Origin of the sequence: Paenibacillus sp. UNC451MF (assembly GCF_000686845.1) — a bacterium.
Taxonomy (GTDB): domain Bacteria; phylum Bacillota; class Bacilli; order Paenibacillales; family NBRC-103111; genus Paenibacillus_S.
In genome coordinates this window covers 53,212-68,562 of record NZ_JMLS01000031.1, presented here as the reverse complement: position 1 = coordinate 68,562, position 15,351 = coordinate 53,212, and the positions used below count along the sequence as shown (strand labels likewise).

General features: G+C 48.0%; 12 protein-coding genes. 7 read left to right on the top strand and 5 right to left on the bottom strand.

Translation table 11 applies throughout. The features are described from left to right. Together BP97_RS0126555 and BP97_RS0126550 are read right to left on the bottom strand one after the other, a co-directional pair. A partial coding sequence (locus BP97_RS0126555) for a helix-turn-helix domain-containing protein (protein WP_028551828.1) occupies positions 1–217 on the bottom strand: 217 nt, incomplete at its 3' end. A 103-nt stretch (positions 218–320) separates the two neighbouring features. Further along, complete coding sequence (locus tag BP97_RS0126550; RefSeq protein WP_028551827.1) at positions 321–1,472, bottom strand: virulence factor; 1,152 nt, start codon at positions 1,470–1,472, stop codon at positions 321–323. Between the two features lie 379 nt (positions 1,473–1,851). Here BP97_RS0126550 and BP97_RS0126545 point away from each other — a divergent pair, with 379 nt between their 5' ends. The 3 genes from BP97_RS0126545 to BP97_RS0126535 all read left to right on the top strand — a co-directional run bounded on the left by BP97_RS0126545 (position 1,852) and on the right by BP97_RS0126535 (position 6,939). Continuing rightward, positions 1,852–3,114: an FG-GAP-like repeat-containing protein gene (locus tag BP97_RS0126545; protein ID WP_028551826.1), complete on the top strand. Its 1,263-nt coding sequence runs from the start codon at positions 1,852–1,854 to the stop codon at positions 3,112–3,114. 18 nt (positions 3,115–3,132) lie between these two features. Then, positions 3,133–5,310 (top strand): glycoside hydrolase family 88/105 protein, encoded by a 2,178-nt coding sequence (locus BP97_RS0126540; RefSeq protein ID WP_028551825.1) that lies wholly within the window; start codon positions 3,133–3,135, stop codon positions 5,308–5,310. 291 nt (positions 5,311–5,601) lie between these two features. Then, the gene (locus BP97_RS0126535) at positions 5,602–6,939 is read left to right on the top strand and encodes an ABC transporter substrate-binding protein (RefSeq protein WP_028551824.1); all 1,338 of its coding nucleotides are present in this window, start codon (positions 5,602–5,604) and stop codon (positions 6,937–6,939) included. Positions 6,940–7,026: 87 nt separating this feature from the next. Here BP97_RS0126535 and BP97_RS0126530 read toward each other — a convergent pair whose 3' ends face one another. From BP97_RS0126530 to BP97_RS0126520, 3 genes are all read right to left on the bottom strand, one after another. Then, on the bottom strand, positions 7,027–7,617 hold the full coding sequence (locus BP97_RS0126530) for a guanylate kinase (protein WP_028551823.1): 591 nt from the start codon (positions 7,615–7,617) through the stop codon (positions 7,027–7,029). A 128-nt stretch (positions 7,618–7,745) separates the two neighbouring features. Beyond that, entirely contained in the window at positions 7,746–9,932 is a 2,187-nt protein-coding gene (locus tag BP97_RS41625) for a DEAD/DEAH box helicase (protein ID WP_064745742.1), read from the bottom strand. A 442-nt stretch (positions 9,933–10,374) separates the two neighbouring features. Continuing rightward, positions 10,375–11,064 carry a YhcN/YlaJ family sporulation lipoprotein gene (locus tag BP97_RS0126520; RefSeq protein WP_051620994.1) on the bottom strand — a complete coding sequence of 230 codons (690 nt, stop codon included), beginning with the start codon at positions 11,062–11,064 and terminating at the stop codon, positions 10,375–10,377. A gap of 421 nt (positions 11,065–11,485) precedes the next feature. Between BP97_RS0126520 and coxB the strand changes: the two genes are divergently transcribed. From coxB to BP97_RS0126500, 4 genes are all read left to right on the top strand, one after another. After that, positions 11,486–12,487, top strand: a complete 1,002-nt coding sequence (gene coxB, locus BP97_RS0126515) for a cytochrome c oxidase subunit II (protein ID WP_028551821.1) — start codon at positions 11,486–11,488, stop codon at positions 12,485–12,487. Between the two features lie 70 nt (positions 12,488–12,557). After that, positions 12,558–14,369 (top strand): cytochrome c oxidase subunit I, encoded by a 1,812-nt coding sequence (gene ctaD, locus BP97_RS0126510; protein ID WP_051620995.1) that lies wholly within the window; start codon positions 12,558–12,560, stop codon positions 14,367–14,369. Next, on the top strand, positions 14,366–14,986 hold the full coding sequence (locus BP97_RS0126505; protein WP_028551819.1) for a cytochrome (ubi)quinol oxidase subunit III: 621 nt from the start codon (positions 14,366–14,368) through the stop codon (positions 14,984–14,986). The genes ctaD and BP97_RS0126505 overlap by 4 nt, the downstream gene beginning before the upstream one ends. Further along, the gene (locus tag BP97_RS0126500; protein ID WP_028551818.1) at positions 14,987–15,301 is read left to right on the top strand and encodes a cytochrome C oxidase subunit IV family protein; all 315 of its coding nucleotides are present in this window, start codon (positions 14,987–14,989) and stop codon (positions 15,299–15,301) included. It begins immediately after the preceding gene. Positions 15,302–15,351 lie beyond the last annotated feature (50 nt).

The following is a 15,351-nucleotide window of genomic DNA, read 5'->3' as shown; positions in this document are numbered from 1 at the left end:
CCTCGTCAACATATCCCTTTCGCTTTCCACGAGTATCTAGGAGTCCAAACTCCCCCATTTGTTTATAACGGCGCATCCATACTTTTAGTCGTCCAACATCAGCAATCCCCAACTCTTCCGCCACTTTCGCTTTTGTCATCCCTTGAAGTCGCATTTCTATTGCTTTTTTCCTTATCTCAAAGCTATACGTCGTGAGCTTTTGCCCCTTTTTTGCCATAACGAAAAGCACCCCCTACAGTTTTCATCGGTTATTAACACCAGGGTATTTTACCAATGTCCACTATAAGGGGTGCAGTTCACAGGCTAGGGGGTTTCTTGCTTTATTCTTTTCCTTCCTTGCGGCTTTCCGTCATTTGCTGCCAGACGGAACCTGCGGCCTCCTCGCCGCGTTCGATTCTCTCCAATGCGATTTTGGCCTGCAGCTGCACTTCAAACTCAGAATCCTTAGAAGCAATCCGAAGTGCTTCCACGGCGGATTCATCGCCAACTTCGTAGAGGAAGCGGGCGGCACGCCAGCGGACAAGCTTGTTCTTATCGCTTAACGCATGAATCATAGGTTCGATCGCAGCCGGATCTCCCAGATCCGACAAAGTATCTCCAGCTGTTCGGCGAACCGCTGCTGTAGAGTCCTTCAGCGCCTGAAATAAATAAGGCAGCGCCTCCGAGTGCCGCAGGTCGCCTAAATAGACTACGGCTAGACGGCGGATGGACGCATTATCGTCGGCGAGTGCCTTTGCCAGCAGCGGCAGCGCCTCGACGGACGGTTCGAATCGCTCCAATGCGGCATAACGCTGCTTCCAGTCCTCGGATTGGAATTGCTCCTCCAATTCTTCCATGGACAATGGAGCAGGACGGACAGCAGCAGGAGCCTCCTGTACGCTGCTTCCCTGTTCTTTAGCTAGGTTTACAAGCTCATCGAGCCTCTCCTGAGGGTAAGAGGCTTCCAATTCACTCACAATTTCAGCCGCGATGTCTTCTAGCTCTCCGTAACGAACTCCGAATTCCTCCAGCTTTCGTTCCCTGATCATGGACGAGCCTGCCGCTTGTTGGACAGCCTCGCTAAATAGAGCAGGAAGTGCAGAGCGTACTTCTCGGTCCCCGGTTTTGACACGCACCTGGATAGGAATACCGCGATACATTTGGACAAGGACTTGTGCCTCTCCGTAGCTCGTTGTCGGGCTCATAGCTTGCTCGGCAGACGGGCCTTCGCTGCTATCCGTTAGCAGCAGCTGTCTGGCTGCGGCAAGAATTGCAGCCCAATCAGCGCTGGGTGCCCGATCGAGAGCAATGAAATCCGCTGTTCGGAAAAGGCTGCGCACTCCCTCGATAGCTAATAAGCTCTTGAGTGGTTCCGGTGCTTCATCGGCTTGATTGGCTTTGTAAGTCAACCGTATCCCTCGCTGCAGCACTTCATCCACATTAAGCTTCATGGAATTGGGACTTGGTGTCGGTTCTATAGAAATAAGCTTCATAAGGAATCCTCCGAAGGTTATAGTAAGGTTCTTCCTCTTCAGTTTAACTTATTTCGAGCTGCGATGCGAACGGACGAAAGGAACACTTCCTTCAAATTAGGCCTATTTTTAGAAGCAAGGGGAGAGATAGCCCGTCCAATATGAAAAGCCTTAATGAAACAAAAAAGTCCAAAGTAAATTAAGCTAATATCCGCCTATAATGAGGTCTAAAGCAAAAAATGATGGTTGTCGATAAATATTCGATCTGGATATGATTAGCATGAGTAGGACGTAAAGGTTATGATATGGCTTTCAGATAAGATGGATAAGCTTGGCTATGGATACCATAGATCACTTATAGTCTATCCAATCAGTGATTTAACGGAAGGCAGGGTTCGGGATGAGATCGGTTAAGGATGATTTGTTTTTAATAGGCGAGCTGGATATTAGTGCAGCAGGGCCCCGCTGCAAAATGCTGCTAGGAGATCTTGACGGAGACGGCAGAATGGAAATCGTTATGGTACAGCCTGATAATCGCCAAGATGTACGCTACATTCCCCATCAAGTTCAGTGCGTCACGGTGTTTGATCTTGAAGGAAAGCTGTTGTGGCAAACAGGGACGCCGGATCCGGGGGCTGGAGGCCCAGGCTCGGATTATCCGGTTCAGATCTATGATCTGGATGGCGACGGAAGCCTTGAGGTGCTTTGTGTGATGAACGATAGGTTTCATATCCTTGACGGACAGTCGGGCAAGGTGAAACGAAGCTTTGAGCTCCCGGATCCTCAAGCTCACGATTGCATTATTATAGCGAATCTTACAGGAGGCGATCGACCGAGTGATCTTATCTTGAAGGATCGGTATCACCGCATGTGGGCTTTGAACTCGGAGTTCGAGCTGCTTTGGACCCATGCCGGCAATCCAGGACATTATCCATGGCCGGTTGATTTGAATCGAGACGGATATGATGAAGTCATGGCAGGCTACGACCTGCTTAATCATAAGGGGGAACGGCTATGGAGCTGTCGCGATTTGGACGATCATGCCGACTGCATCTGGATCGGGGACGTGAACGGCGACGGCCAACCTGAGCTAGTCATCGGCGGAAGCGTGACGGTGATGTACGATTCTCACGGGCAAGAGCTGTGGCGCTACGAAGGCTCGGTCGAATCACAACACGTGGCATTAGGTAAATTTCGCGATGACCTGCCTGGATTGCAGGTTGCTGGTCTTGACCGCATTGTCAGAGGGGATGGAGCCGGGAAACGCAAAGGTAAAGACGGCATGTTCCTGCTAGATTCCGAAGGCAAAGAGGTATGGAAGGAAGACCGACAGACGGATGGATGGCTGACCATCATTGAAACGGTAAGCCGCTGGGACGACAGCTCGATGGATTACATATTGGCTTACCGGAGGGGCGGTGGCGATCTGCCTGCTCTGTATGACGGGTATATGAACATGGTAGTTCAGTTTCCGACGGATGGCTATGTGACTCATGCCGATTTACTCGGTTCAGGTAAGGAGCAAGTTATCATTTACGATCATACGAAGGCTTCGATTTACTCGAGCTCTGATTACGATGTGGCTGTCTCTGTAGCGGGCAATGCCTTGCCGCATAGCAAAAGATTATATCACTCCACCCTTTATCCCGGCGGGGAAATCTAATTGTGAGGTTATTAAATCATGACTTATTTCCATGAACGTGAGTCGATTATGCAAGGAAACAATGCTCCCATTGAGGAAGTGCTGGCAACGGTGACCAATCGGTTTATCGGATCCCATCCGAAGAAGGCGCCGGTTTTTCGTACTTTTAATAGAAGCGGGTTTTTAAGAAAGTCGGACTATCGTTATGAGATGAATTTGCATGAAGTATTTCCTAATATGCAGGAGGGGAGCTACGTCTACGTCTGGGGCAAGCTGTGGATGGAGCAGGAGAACGACCTTCCTTTTCGCGTGAGCTGTTACGGTCCAGTACGTGTTTATATTAATGGAGAGCGAAAATTTCAATCGAACATCAATCATGAAGTTTTTCCAGAGCTTAAAACCGATTTTCGTGCGCGGTTGTCCCAGGGCTGGAACCACTTTGTGCTGGAGTTTGTGAAGACGGGGACTGGGTGCGGAGGTAGGTTCGGAACCGGCTCTGCCAAAGGGTTTCCGCTGCATTTCCTTGCTCCATCGGTCGAAAGAGAAGGACAGGAGGGCTGGATTTATAGCGAGCCTCAAAGCGAAAGATGGTCCGTCGCCAACCTCCCAGAAAATGGATATACAGAAGCTGACACAGGATTTAAGTGGCTTCCCCATGCTGAGTGGTCAGAGAAAGCTTCGAGTCAAGGATGCTTCTCACGGCTATTTGGTAATGTACCGGGTCAGCAGGCTTTTGCTTGGTCCAAGCTGAATAACAGCGCCTATAAGCCGCAGCATGTCACGTTGAGGGGATTACATCAAGGTTCGTTGGAGCTTTATTTAAACGGGCAGCTCTTCCATCAAGCAAGTGAGGACAGAGGAAGCTTTTCAGTCCCCTTATCGTTATCACCCGGAAACCATGATCTCGTGGTAAAGTCGACATGTACGTCAGCTGACTGGGGTCTTCAATGGGAGTCGTTAAGCGAGGGGGCCATACAATGGACATCGCCTCATCCTGTTGAGGGGTTAAGGGATACTTGGCTTTACCTGGGCCCATTCTCCACTTCTTCCGCCCCGGCTGCAGGAGATACGACACGTCTGGACAAAGTATTTGGGCCGGAAGGAGATGAGACGTTCTGGCGTGCGGATCAACCGGATACTTGGGTAAGGCCCTATTTGGAAAATACGATGTTCGGGAAATGGAATTACCCGCTCGGTGTTACGCTCTATGGCATTTTGCAGACAGGTAAGGAGCTAGCCCGCAAATCATATATCGATTACGTGGCGGATCACATAGAGCAGTGCACCTCCTATAATGAATATGCTCATTGGGATAGTAGGCAATACGGGGCTCCGGGCTTAAACAGCCAGCTAACGCTCATTGACAGTCTGGACGATTGCGGTTCTTTCGGCGCGACCATGCTGCAGACCAACAAGGAACGGGAGCTCAAAGGGGCACGGGGAGTTGCCGATAACATTGCTCATTATATTACAAGCGTCCAGGACCGGTTAGCGGACGACTGTCTATACCGGGTACGCGGTACGGTCGATTTCATGAAGGATACAATTTGGTGCGATGACTTATACATGAGCACTCCGTTCTTGAGCAGATATTATGAGCTGACGCAGGACATTTCATATTTGAATGATGCTGCGAAGCAATTTCTCTTGTACAAAAGTAAGCTGTTCATGTCGGACAAGCAGATTATGCACCATGTCTATGATATGAAGTTCGATAAGCCGAATGGCGTGCCATGGGGAAGAGGGAATGGCTGGGTACTGTTCTCGCTGACGGAGCTGTTATCGGTAATGCCCGAGGATCATGATCTGAGAGGGGAGCTGATAAGCTTTTTGCAGGAGCTGTGCGAAGGTTATTTACGCTTGCAAGGAGTAAGGGGTATGTGGCATCAAGTACTTACCGATCCCAAATCTTATGAGGAGGCTTCCTGCACCTCGATGTTCATGTATGCTTTTGCCCGGGCTGTACGCTTTGGCTGGATTGTGAACACTGAGCCTTATATTCAAGCTGTATTTAAGGGCTGGGACGGCTTGGCCGCCACCTGCATTGATAAGAGCGGCAATATTTATGGCGTGTGCCGAGGATCTGGCTACTCTTTCTCTTCATTATATTATAAGGATCAATTGTCATGGCTGTTGAACGATACTCATGGTATTGGTATTGTGCTTCTAGCCGGGATCGAAACGATTAGGCTGCGCAAGTTTCTTACTCATTCATAATTCATAGGTTACAACCATTAATGGGTTGGGCAAATGCTGCTCAACTCTTTTTGCTGTGCTGAGACCTCCATTATTAGCTGAGCTAAAATTCAATTATATGTAAAAGTTATCAACATATTGTAGGTGCCGCTCAGGATAGCGTAACGACATTTAATACTAATTGAACAACACAATTATTGGATATTTGTTGATATAATATCTGCAAGCGATTACAAATGTCGCTTCGCTCCGGTGTGAAAGCATCGATGGTTTGGCAATGACACATCATATTTCTTCAGGAGGGGTTACAGAATGAAAATGCGTAAGGTGGTTCCTTTTCTAGCTTTAAGTATGCTAGTTACGGCATGCTCTGGTGGCAACGGAGGTTCTGACAGCAAAGCCAGTGAATCGGGAAAAGCAAACGAACCGCAAAATAGAGAACCGGTTGAACTTGTTTTTTCTTCGGAATTAGGTAAAACGCCGGAGGACTTCGAGAAAGAAATCGGAGATCCAATTAGAAAAAAATTCCCTTGGATCACAGTAAAATATATTGAGCGCGGCAAAGGCAGCAACCTAGAGGATCTCGTTACGGCTGGAACGACCCCGGATATTTTCTGGTATGTTTACAACCGGTACCCGAATTTGATTCAAGGATTAGGCCTTGAATACGATATGTCGGACTTGATCAAGAAAAATAAATACGATACGAGTCGCCTCGATCCTGCATCTTTAAAAGCATTGGATCAATACACTGGCGGTAAAGGCATCTACGGTCTTCCTTTCGTAGCCAGTACATCCGTTATGTACTATAACAAAGATGTGTTCGATAAGTTCGGAACGGCGTATCCGACGGACGGAATGACGTGGGATGAAGTATATGATTTGGCTAAGAAAATGACACGCGAAATCGATGGAACCAAATATCGGGGACTGTCTACGTTCCACGGATATTTGTTAAGGGAAAATCCGTACGGTTTAAGACCGCTTGATCCGGTTACAGGCAAAGCGAGCTTGAACACAGAAGAGTGGAAGAAGCTGTATCAGAATTTGATGCGTATTTATCAAATTCCAGGCAATAACAGACCGAATTCAAGATCGACCAATCCGGAGCTTCAGGCGTTCGCCAAAGAGCAAACCATTGCGATGGCTGTCATCAACAATGACTTGAACCATGTCAAATTAATACCACAAGGTATGAATTGGGATGTCGTTTCGATGCCTACGTTTGCCGATAAGCCAAAAATTGCGGATCAACCGTCCCCTTGGATGTACAGTATTATGAAGACGAGCCAGCACAAGGAAGCAGCCTTTGAGGTCTTATCGTATCTGACGTCAGATGAGTTCTTCATGACGGAATCCAAGCGCGGCGTACGTACTCCTACGACTAATGATCAGATTAAAAAGGCGTTTGGATCGGATTCGCCGTTAATGGGCGGCAAAAATGTAGGCGCTTACTATTACAATCAATCCGCTCCGACTCCATCGTCTGGCGGTGCTCCTGAGCTGATGTCGTTGATTCCTACAGGCGCTGATGCTGTAGTTAATAATAAGCTGCTGGATGTTATTCTAGAGGGCAAGGATATAAATACGGCGCTTCGAGAAGGCGATGAGGAAATTAATAAATTAATCGAAGGTTTGAAGAAGAAATAACACTTCATTCATGAGTGACATTAAAAAAGAGTCCAGCTTTTGCAGCGGGACTCTTTTTAATATCCTATTTATATAGGATAAGTTATTTTAGTCTTTATCGACCAGATTGCGGTGTAAATAGTTGTCATCCAAAGTCTTAGTAAGATCAAATACCGTATGAGCCAAATCGAGATTTTCGAAAATATGCTCGCATTGGTCCTTATACGCCATTTCTTCATCATAATGAGATGTATAGCGCTGAATCAATTCCGGAGAATCGCCTCGATCTTCCTCACGCTTCACGATGGTTTTCAAATCGGCATGAATGAAGATACGCACGGCTTTATTACCATAGAGCTTCTTCAGAGACTCGGCTCCAAAACGGTTAAGAACAAGGTAAATCGCCCCATACTTATCAAGCATCTTGGCGACATCCTTTTCCTTTACGCCATAACGGTTTCCATCCATTTCGATGACTTCCACAAACTCGTTATTGCGCTCCGCTTCAAGAAAGGCATCTCGTGAAACAAAGTGGTAATCCTGTCCGTCGAACTCCGCGGAACGGGGTGCCCGTGTTGTGTACGATATAACCTTCTTCATCCCTAGTGTCTCGCCTGACATCTGAGCTACTGTTTTACGTCCGGCACCATTAGGACCGGTAAATATAAAAATGAAATCCTTATCCCTTAGTTCGTACATAGAAACCCCTCCTTGGTTTTGGAAGTTCCTTGCCGACTTACCGTATACCTTATTTTACATGTTTTCCATGCCAAGGTAAAGGTTTATGCAATTTAACAAAACAAGTTATACGGTGAACCTACGGGATTTTAGCGTCCGCGACGTCCGCGCCCGCCAGTATCATTACGCCCTGCACGTGGGCTGCCGGTCGACTGTCCACCGCGTGGCTTATCGTTCCGCCCGCGCGCTTGCTGAGCGCCACGCTCGCTGCCACCGCTCCAACTGCGCTGCTCACGCCCAGCCGTTTGAGCTTTGTCGCCGCGCCCGCGCGCTTGCTGAGCACCGCGCTCGCTGCCACCGCTCCAGCTGCGCTGCTCACGCCCGGCTGTCTGAGCTCTGTCGCCGCGTCCGCGTGCTTGCTGAGCGCCACGCTCACTACCCTCGCTCCAACTGCGCTGCTCACGCCCAGCTGCTTGGGCTCTGTCGCCGCGTCCACGCGCTTGCTGAGTGCCACGCTCGCTGCCTTCGCTCCAGCTGCGCTGCTCACGCCCAGCCGTCTGAGCTTTGTCGCTACGTCCGCGTGCTTGCTGAGTACCGCGCTCGCTGCCTTCGCTCCAGCTGCGCTGCTCACGCCCAGCTGCTTGGGCTCTGTCGCCGCGTCCACGCGCTTGCTGAGTGCCTCGCTCGCTGCCTTCGCTCCAGCTGCGCTGCTCACGCCCAGCCGTCTGAGCTCTGTCGCCGCGTCCACGCGCTTGCTGAGCACCGCGCTCGCTGCCTTCGCTCCAGCTGCGCTGCTCACGCCCGGCTGCCTGAGCTCTGTCGCCGCGTCCACGCGGTTGCTGAGCGCCGCGCTCGCTGCTTTCGCTCCAGCTGTGCTGCTCACGCCCAGCCGTCTGAGCTCTGTCGCCGCGTCCGCGTGCTTGCTGAGCACCACGCTCGCTGCCCTCGCTCCAGCTGCGCTGCTCACGCCCAGCCGTCTGAGCTCTGTCGCCGCGTCCGCGTGCTTGCTGAGCACCACGCTCGCTGCCCTCGCTCCAGCTGCGCTGCTCACGCCCAGCTGTCTGAGCTCTGTCGCCGCGCCCGCGTCCGCCGCCGGACTTAACCTGGCGTGAGCCGCCGCGGTTCTCTCCTCTGCGTGGCTCCGCTGTCCGTCCGCGTCCTGACTCCTCGCGTTCACTGACTTTGCGCCCGCTTGTTCTTGCCTCACTCAGCTCTCCATCCGCCTTCGCCGTTCGTCTTGGCAGTTCGGCATTGATGCCTCTTTCAATAGCCTCAAGCGTACCTTGGTCGCGCTGCGCTACCATGGTAACCGCCATACCGCGTTGACCTGCGCGGCCTGTCCGGCCGATTCGATGAATATAGCTTTCAACATCATGAGGCATATCGTAGTTGAACACATGAGTGATGCCTTCGACATCCAAACCGCGTGCGGCAATATCCGTAGCTACAAGCAGTTGGATTTTGGCATCGCGGAATCGCTTCATGACCTGTTCCCGTTTGGCTTGAGTCAAATCGCCGTGCAGCTCATCGGAGGCATAGCCTAGATCCTGCAATGCTTCATTCAGCTTGGAAGCGCGAAGCTTTGTCCGGCAGAAGATCATGGCCAAATAAGGCTGATATTCGTCGATTAGACGGACCAATGCGTCCTGCTTGCCGCGGTCTGTCGTTTTAATGGCAATTTGCTCGATTTCTGTTAGCGTAACCTGCTTGGTCTTTACCTTGATTTCCTGCGGATCTCTCATATAGCTTTTTGCCAGATTGCGGATAGGACCGGGCATTGTCGCTGAGAACAACAAGGTTTGTCTTTTCGGGGATGTCTGTACGATGATTTCCTCAACTTCCTTCAGAAAACCCATGTGCAGCATTTGATCCGCCTCATCAAGAACCAATGTGGATAGACGTTGAAGCTGTACCGTCTCTCTACGCAAATGGTCAAGCAAACGGCCCGGCGTTGCAATGATCATATGTACAGTGCCTTCGAGTTTTTTTAGCTGCCGCTCGACATCTTGTCCGCCATATGCAGCGAGGACGCGTACACCTTTGATTGGTGCCCATTTTTGCACCTCACCGGCGATTTGAATAGCCAGCTCACGGGTAGGCGTTACGATTAGAGCTTGAGTAAAGTTTTTCTTAGGGTCAATGCGCTCTAGAATCGGAAGGACGAAGGCTAGCGTTTTACCAGTTCCCGTCTGAGCTTGGGCGATAACGTCATTCCCGGCCAGCACGACCGGAATGGATTCCTGCTGAATCGGCGTAGGCTCCGTATATCCTTGATTGTTCAAGGCTTCCACAATTTCTTCACTAATGCCTAGCGAGGCAAATAAATTGGTTTTCATTATAGATTGTCTCCTTATCTTCCAGTTCATTCATCATAAGTCTGTTCCCTAAACGTCTCTAACGGAAGTAAATCCTTATAAGTAAGCAGCAGCCAAAAATTTCTCTTCTATAATAGGATGCGAGCCGTTCAAGATCTTAGGCCGTTTCGAACGAGAGCGACCGCAAGATGCGTTGAACAGACTTGTGGCGTCTACATGCATTCTACAGGAAGCCGTAGGAAAAAGAAACCGACGTTATTTCTTTTATGGCATAAAATCAAAACCAGTAAACGTTGAACTGCACCAGCAGCTAAAAAAGCTTTATTCCCAGTATCGGTTAAGAGTTCAGTTATCTATTCTCTTCAGACCAAAAACCCCGAGTTTCTTCATATATAATATGAAGCGATTCTCAGGGTAAGAAAATAGAAGATGATTGTCAGACGATGTGTAGTAGCTTGAGGGTTTATTCCGTGCTTGTAGGATGAGTTGGCTGTGTACCGAAAATATCCTCGGATAAAGCGTCGAAATGAGGGAGAAATGGCTTCAAATCCTGACCCTTCCAAGCTTCCTGGGCAATCCGGTTCAGTTCATTAATATAGTTGCGGTTTGCTGAAATATAAACATCTGAAACAGTTGGCTGTAGAGAGCGGATTTTCTCGGCAATTTTTTGTTTGAACAAATGAGTTAAATGCTCATGGTTTTTTACTGTTTCATAAGAGTTGGTTCCAGTCGCCAGTTTTTTCGGGTCCGCATAATCGCTAAAAGGAGTACTTGGGTTGTACAAGCCTCGCACGGTTCCAGCATTGTTCGTTTCTTGACCGGAAAGCCCACTTCGGGTTCCGGTTGCCGTTTTGTCGATGGTGATCGCTACATAAGCAGTGTTGTCGGCGAGCATAACAATAGCACTGTTAACTCCATCCATAGCAGCAATCTGATCCGATAAAAACTGATTCATTTCGAGATTAGTATGCTTATGGGATACAATGGCATATTGCTGTTGCGTTTGATAAGCCCGCGTAGTGTCCTGTCTGGGGGCATCCCGCTTACTGCCGAAATTGTTGGCGCTGTTGTAATCGTAAGTGGAGAAGCATCCACTAAGGAGAATGAGGGAGCTTGTACAAACCGCCGCCCATGAAAGTCGCAGATGGAACATCATCATAACCTCCTCATAAGTTTTGCATGAAGCAAAGTACAGCAGTGGAAAAAAACGTTTCTTGTAAGCATAAATTGGGGGGACTATTGAGAAAACTGATTCACATAGCACCATAGCCCTCGCAACTGCAGTTGAATTTCTTCTATATTAGAATCCGTTAATTCGGGAGAAATATGCGTTATTCGACAAAAGGTGTTGAGATGCATAAAAGCCCTGAATTATGGAAATAAAACAAGAGAGGCAAAGGAGAAAAACCAATGAAAATGCTATGAAAATGGCTGTTTGAGAACAATTTGTGAACTTCTTCAGATTCATTGACAAAAAAGTGGTACGAATTTATAGTTAATATGGTGATTAGGTTCATTGACAATATATGACCTTTTGTTCGAAAAATATTAGCTTTAGAGGTGGGATTGATAAGATGAATCGATGGCAAAATCTGTGGCGTTTCATCCCTCTTTTCGGGTTGATGATGTTGCTTCTGACGGGGTGTGGAGACGATAGGATTTCCGCCTTGAAGCCAAGAGGTCCGGTAGCCAGAGACCAGCTGTTCTTAATGAAGCTGAGCTTGGGCATTATGATCTTGGTCGTCGTGGTTGTATTCGTAATCTACATTTACGTATTGGTTCGCTTCCGGAAGAAGAAAGGCGATAAAGATATCATTCCGAAGCAAGTTGAAGGAAGCCATACGCTGGAAATCATTTGGACAGTGATTCCAATTATTTTGCTGCTCATTTTGGCTGTGCCAACAGTGAGTTATACAGTGAAATTAGCGGAAAATCACATCGGTGACAAAGATGCAGTACACGTTAAAGTAACAGCACACCAATTCTGGTGGCAATTTGAGTATCCGGAACTTGGAATCGCTACAGCTCAAGATCTGGTTATTCCTACAGGCAAAAAAATCGCATTTGAACTTACATCAGCCGACGTGCTTCACGCTTTCTGGGTACCTTCCCTCGGCGGTAAACAAGATACGAACGTTGGAATGACGAATGTATTCTATTTGGAAGCAGACGATGCGGATACCTTTATGGGTAAATGCGCCGAGCTCTGTGGAGCGTCCCATGCTCTGATGGACTTTAAAGTCGTGTCCAAATCGGAAGCGGATTTCAACAAATGGGTAGAGAAAATGAAAACTCCGGCTTCGATTCCTGCAGAAGCTAAAAACGGAGAACAAGTATTTAAAGACAACTGCTTGTCCTGTCACGCGGTTAACGCACAAGGACTTGGCTTTGGACCTAACTTGAACGGATTCGGAACTCGTGAAATGGTTGCTGGCATCTTGCCTCACGACGATGAAAGCATTAAACAATGGATCAAAGATCCTCAATCGGTGAAACCGGGCAACAAAATGCCTCAAGTTCCATTGCAAGACAACCAAATCAACGACTTGGTTAAATATTTGAATTCATTGAAATAACGAACATCTTGGAACAAAGGAGGTTAATACGTTGGCTCACTCTCACAAAGCAAAACATTACACCGGTTTAATGGATTGGCTTACTACAGTTGACCATAAAAAAATCGGGATATTGTACCTGATTGCAGGAGGCTTGTTCTTCCTGATGGGCGGTGTAGAAGCGATTCTGATCCGGATTCAGCTTTTGTATCCTGACCAAAAGATTTTTATCGGCGATACGTTTAATGCGCTGACTACCATGCACGGTACGACGATGATCTTCTTTGCAGCGATGCCGATCATATTCGCGTTTATGAATGCGGTAGTTCCGCTTCAAATCGGTGCGCGTGACGTAGCATTCCCTTTTGTGAATGCGCTTGGATTTTGGTTGTTTTTCTTCGGTGGTGTCATGCTCAATACAAGCTGGTTCTTGGGCGGAGCGCCTGCAGCAGGCTGGACGGCATATTCACCGCTTGCGAGTATCATTGATACAACGACTGGTTATCATGGAGTAGACTTCTACGTCCTTGGTTTGCAGATTGCCGGTTTGGGTACGCTGATCGGGGGGATTAACTTCCTTGTAACGATCATCAACATGCGTGCTCCTGGTATGACTTATATGAGAATGCCGTTGTTTACTTGGACTGCATTCATCACATCCGCATTGATTTTGTTCGCTTTCCCTGCGATTACCGTAGGTTTGGTTGAATTGATGTTTGACCGTTTGTTCGGCGGTGCGTTCTTCGATGTTTCTAAGGGTGGTAACGCCGTACTTTGGGAGCATTTGTTCTGGATCTTCGGTCACCCCGAAGTTTACATTTTGATTCTTCCTGCATTTGGTATTATCTCTGAGATTGTTAGTACATTCTCGAAAAAACGTTTGTTCGGATATAGCTCCATGGTATTCGCTACAGCGCTGATCGGGTTCCTGGGCTTCATGGTTTGGGTTCACCATATGTTTACAACAGGTATCGGTCCTGTCGGTAACGCGATATTCTCCATTGCTACAATGGCTATTGCAGTACCAACAGGGGTTAAAATCTTTAACTGGCTGTTCACGCTTTGGGGCGGTCAAATTACGTTCACGACAGCCAATATTTTTGCAACAGCGTTTATCCCGACGTTCGTTATGGGTGGTATTACAGGGGTTATGCTTGCGGTTCCAGCAGCTGACTATCAATATCACGATACATACTTCGTCGTAGCGCATTTCCACTACGTTATCGTAGGTGGTTTGGTTCTTGGATTGTTCGCCGGTGCTTACTACTGGTGGCCTAAAATGTTCGGTCGCATGTTGAACGAAACATTAGGTAAAATTCATTTCTGGACCTTCTTTGTAGGTTTCCACATGACATTCTTCCCGCAACACTTCTTGGGATTGATGGGGATGCCGCGTCGCGTATTTACATACCAGCCTGGCGTTGGTTTAGAAGAAGGTAACTTTATCAGTACGATCGGTGCTTTCTTGATGGGTATCGGTACAATCGTATTCTTGATCAATACAATTGCTACTGCACGTAAGCCTAAGAATGCTCCTGCAGATCCTTGGGATGGCCGTACATTGGAGTGGGCGATTCCATCTCCGCCTCCAGAGTACAACTTTAAACAAACTCCGCTTGTTCGCGGATTGGATCCATTGTGGAAAGAAAAAATGGCTGGCAACAAAGAGATGACACCAGCAGAACCAATCGGTTCGATTCATATGCCGTCACCTTCGATTTTGCCGCTTGTATTTTCAATTGGTTTCTTCATCGCCGGTTTTGGCTTCATGTACCATACCTATTGGGTATCTGGAGTAGGTTTAGGAATTATGCTGCTTAGCATGTTCTTAAGATCCGTATATGATGATCACGGTTATCATATTGAACCGGAAGAACTCAATGATAAGGGGGTAAAGGCATGAGTGCACATCACGAAGTAGGCGGTGCCCTGCCACCTCACGCGGAAACTGCAACATTAGAAGGAAAAAATAAAGTATTGGGCTTCTGGCTCTTCCTTGGTGGAGAGTGCGTATTGTTCGGTACGTTGTTCGCATCATTTATCGCTTTGCGTAATCAAGTTCCTGACGGTCCTACGGGACAAGAAATTTTCCAATTGGGTACGGTAGCTCTGTCAACATTCATCTTGTTGACGAGCTCCCTAACCAGTGTGTTCGCAACGATGGCATTACACCGCGGTCAACTGGGCAAGCTTTTGTCCTGGATGGGTGTAACAGTACTTTTGGGTCTCTGCTTCTTGGGTCTTGAGATTTACGAGTTTACTGAGTATGTACATGAAGGTCATGTATTCTCCAAGAGCGCATTTGCAACTTCGTTCTATACGTTAGTCGGTTTCCATGGAGCGCACGTTGCGTTTGGGGTGTTATGGATAACGCTGTTAATCATCTCCTCCTTTAAAAAGGGATTGACTGTAGTAACAGCACCGAAGTTTTATGTAGCAGGACTTTACTGGCACTTTATCGACGTAGTTTGGGTATTTATCTTCACCGTAGTGTACTTGATGGGGAAGGTGGGACCGTAAATGAGCAGCCAACAGCATTCATCGTCTGCCGGAAATCGGCATAAGTTGGAAGGCCCTAAGAACCATTACTTGTCCTATATTGTTTCCATTGTATTAACCATGATCGCCTTTGCAGCAGTGCTGTATGGTGGTTTGGATCGCGCATTTTTGCTTTGGTTCTTGACCGGCCTCGGGGTCGTGCAAATATTGTTCCAGTTAGCTTATTGGATGCACATGAAGGAAAGAGGACATCTATTCCCGATCGTGGGTCTGATTTTCGGGGCGATTGTCGCCCTGACAGCAGTAGCTGCAGGTGTTTACTGGACTTGGTGGTAGTAAGGAGGGGGGCTTTTAGAAATGAAAGCTCCCCTTTTTTTCTTAGGCTT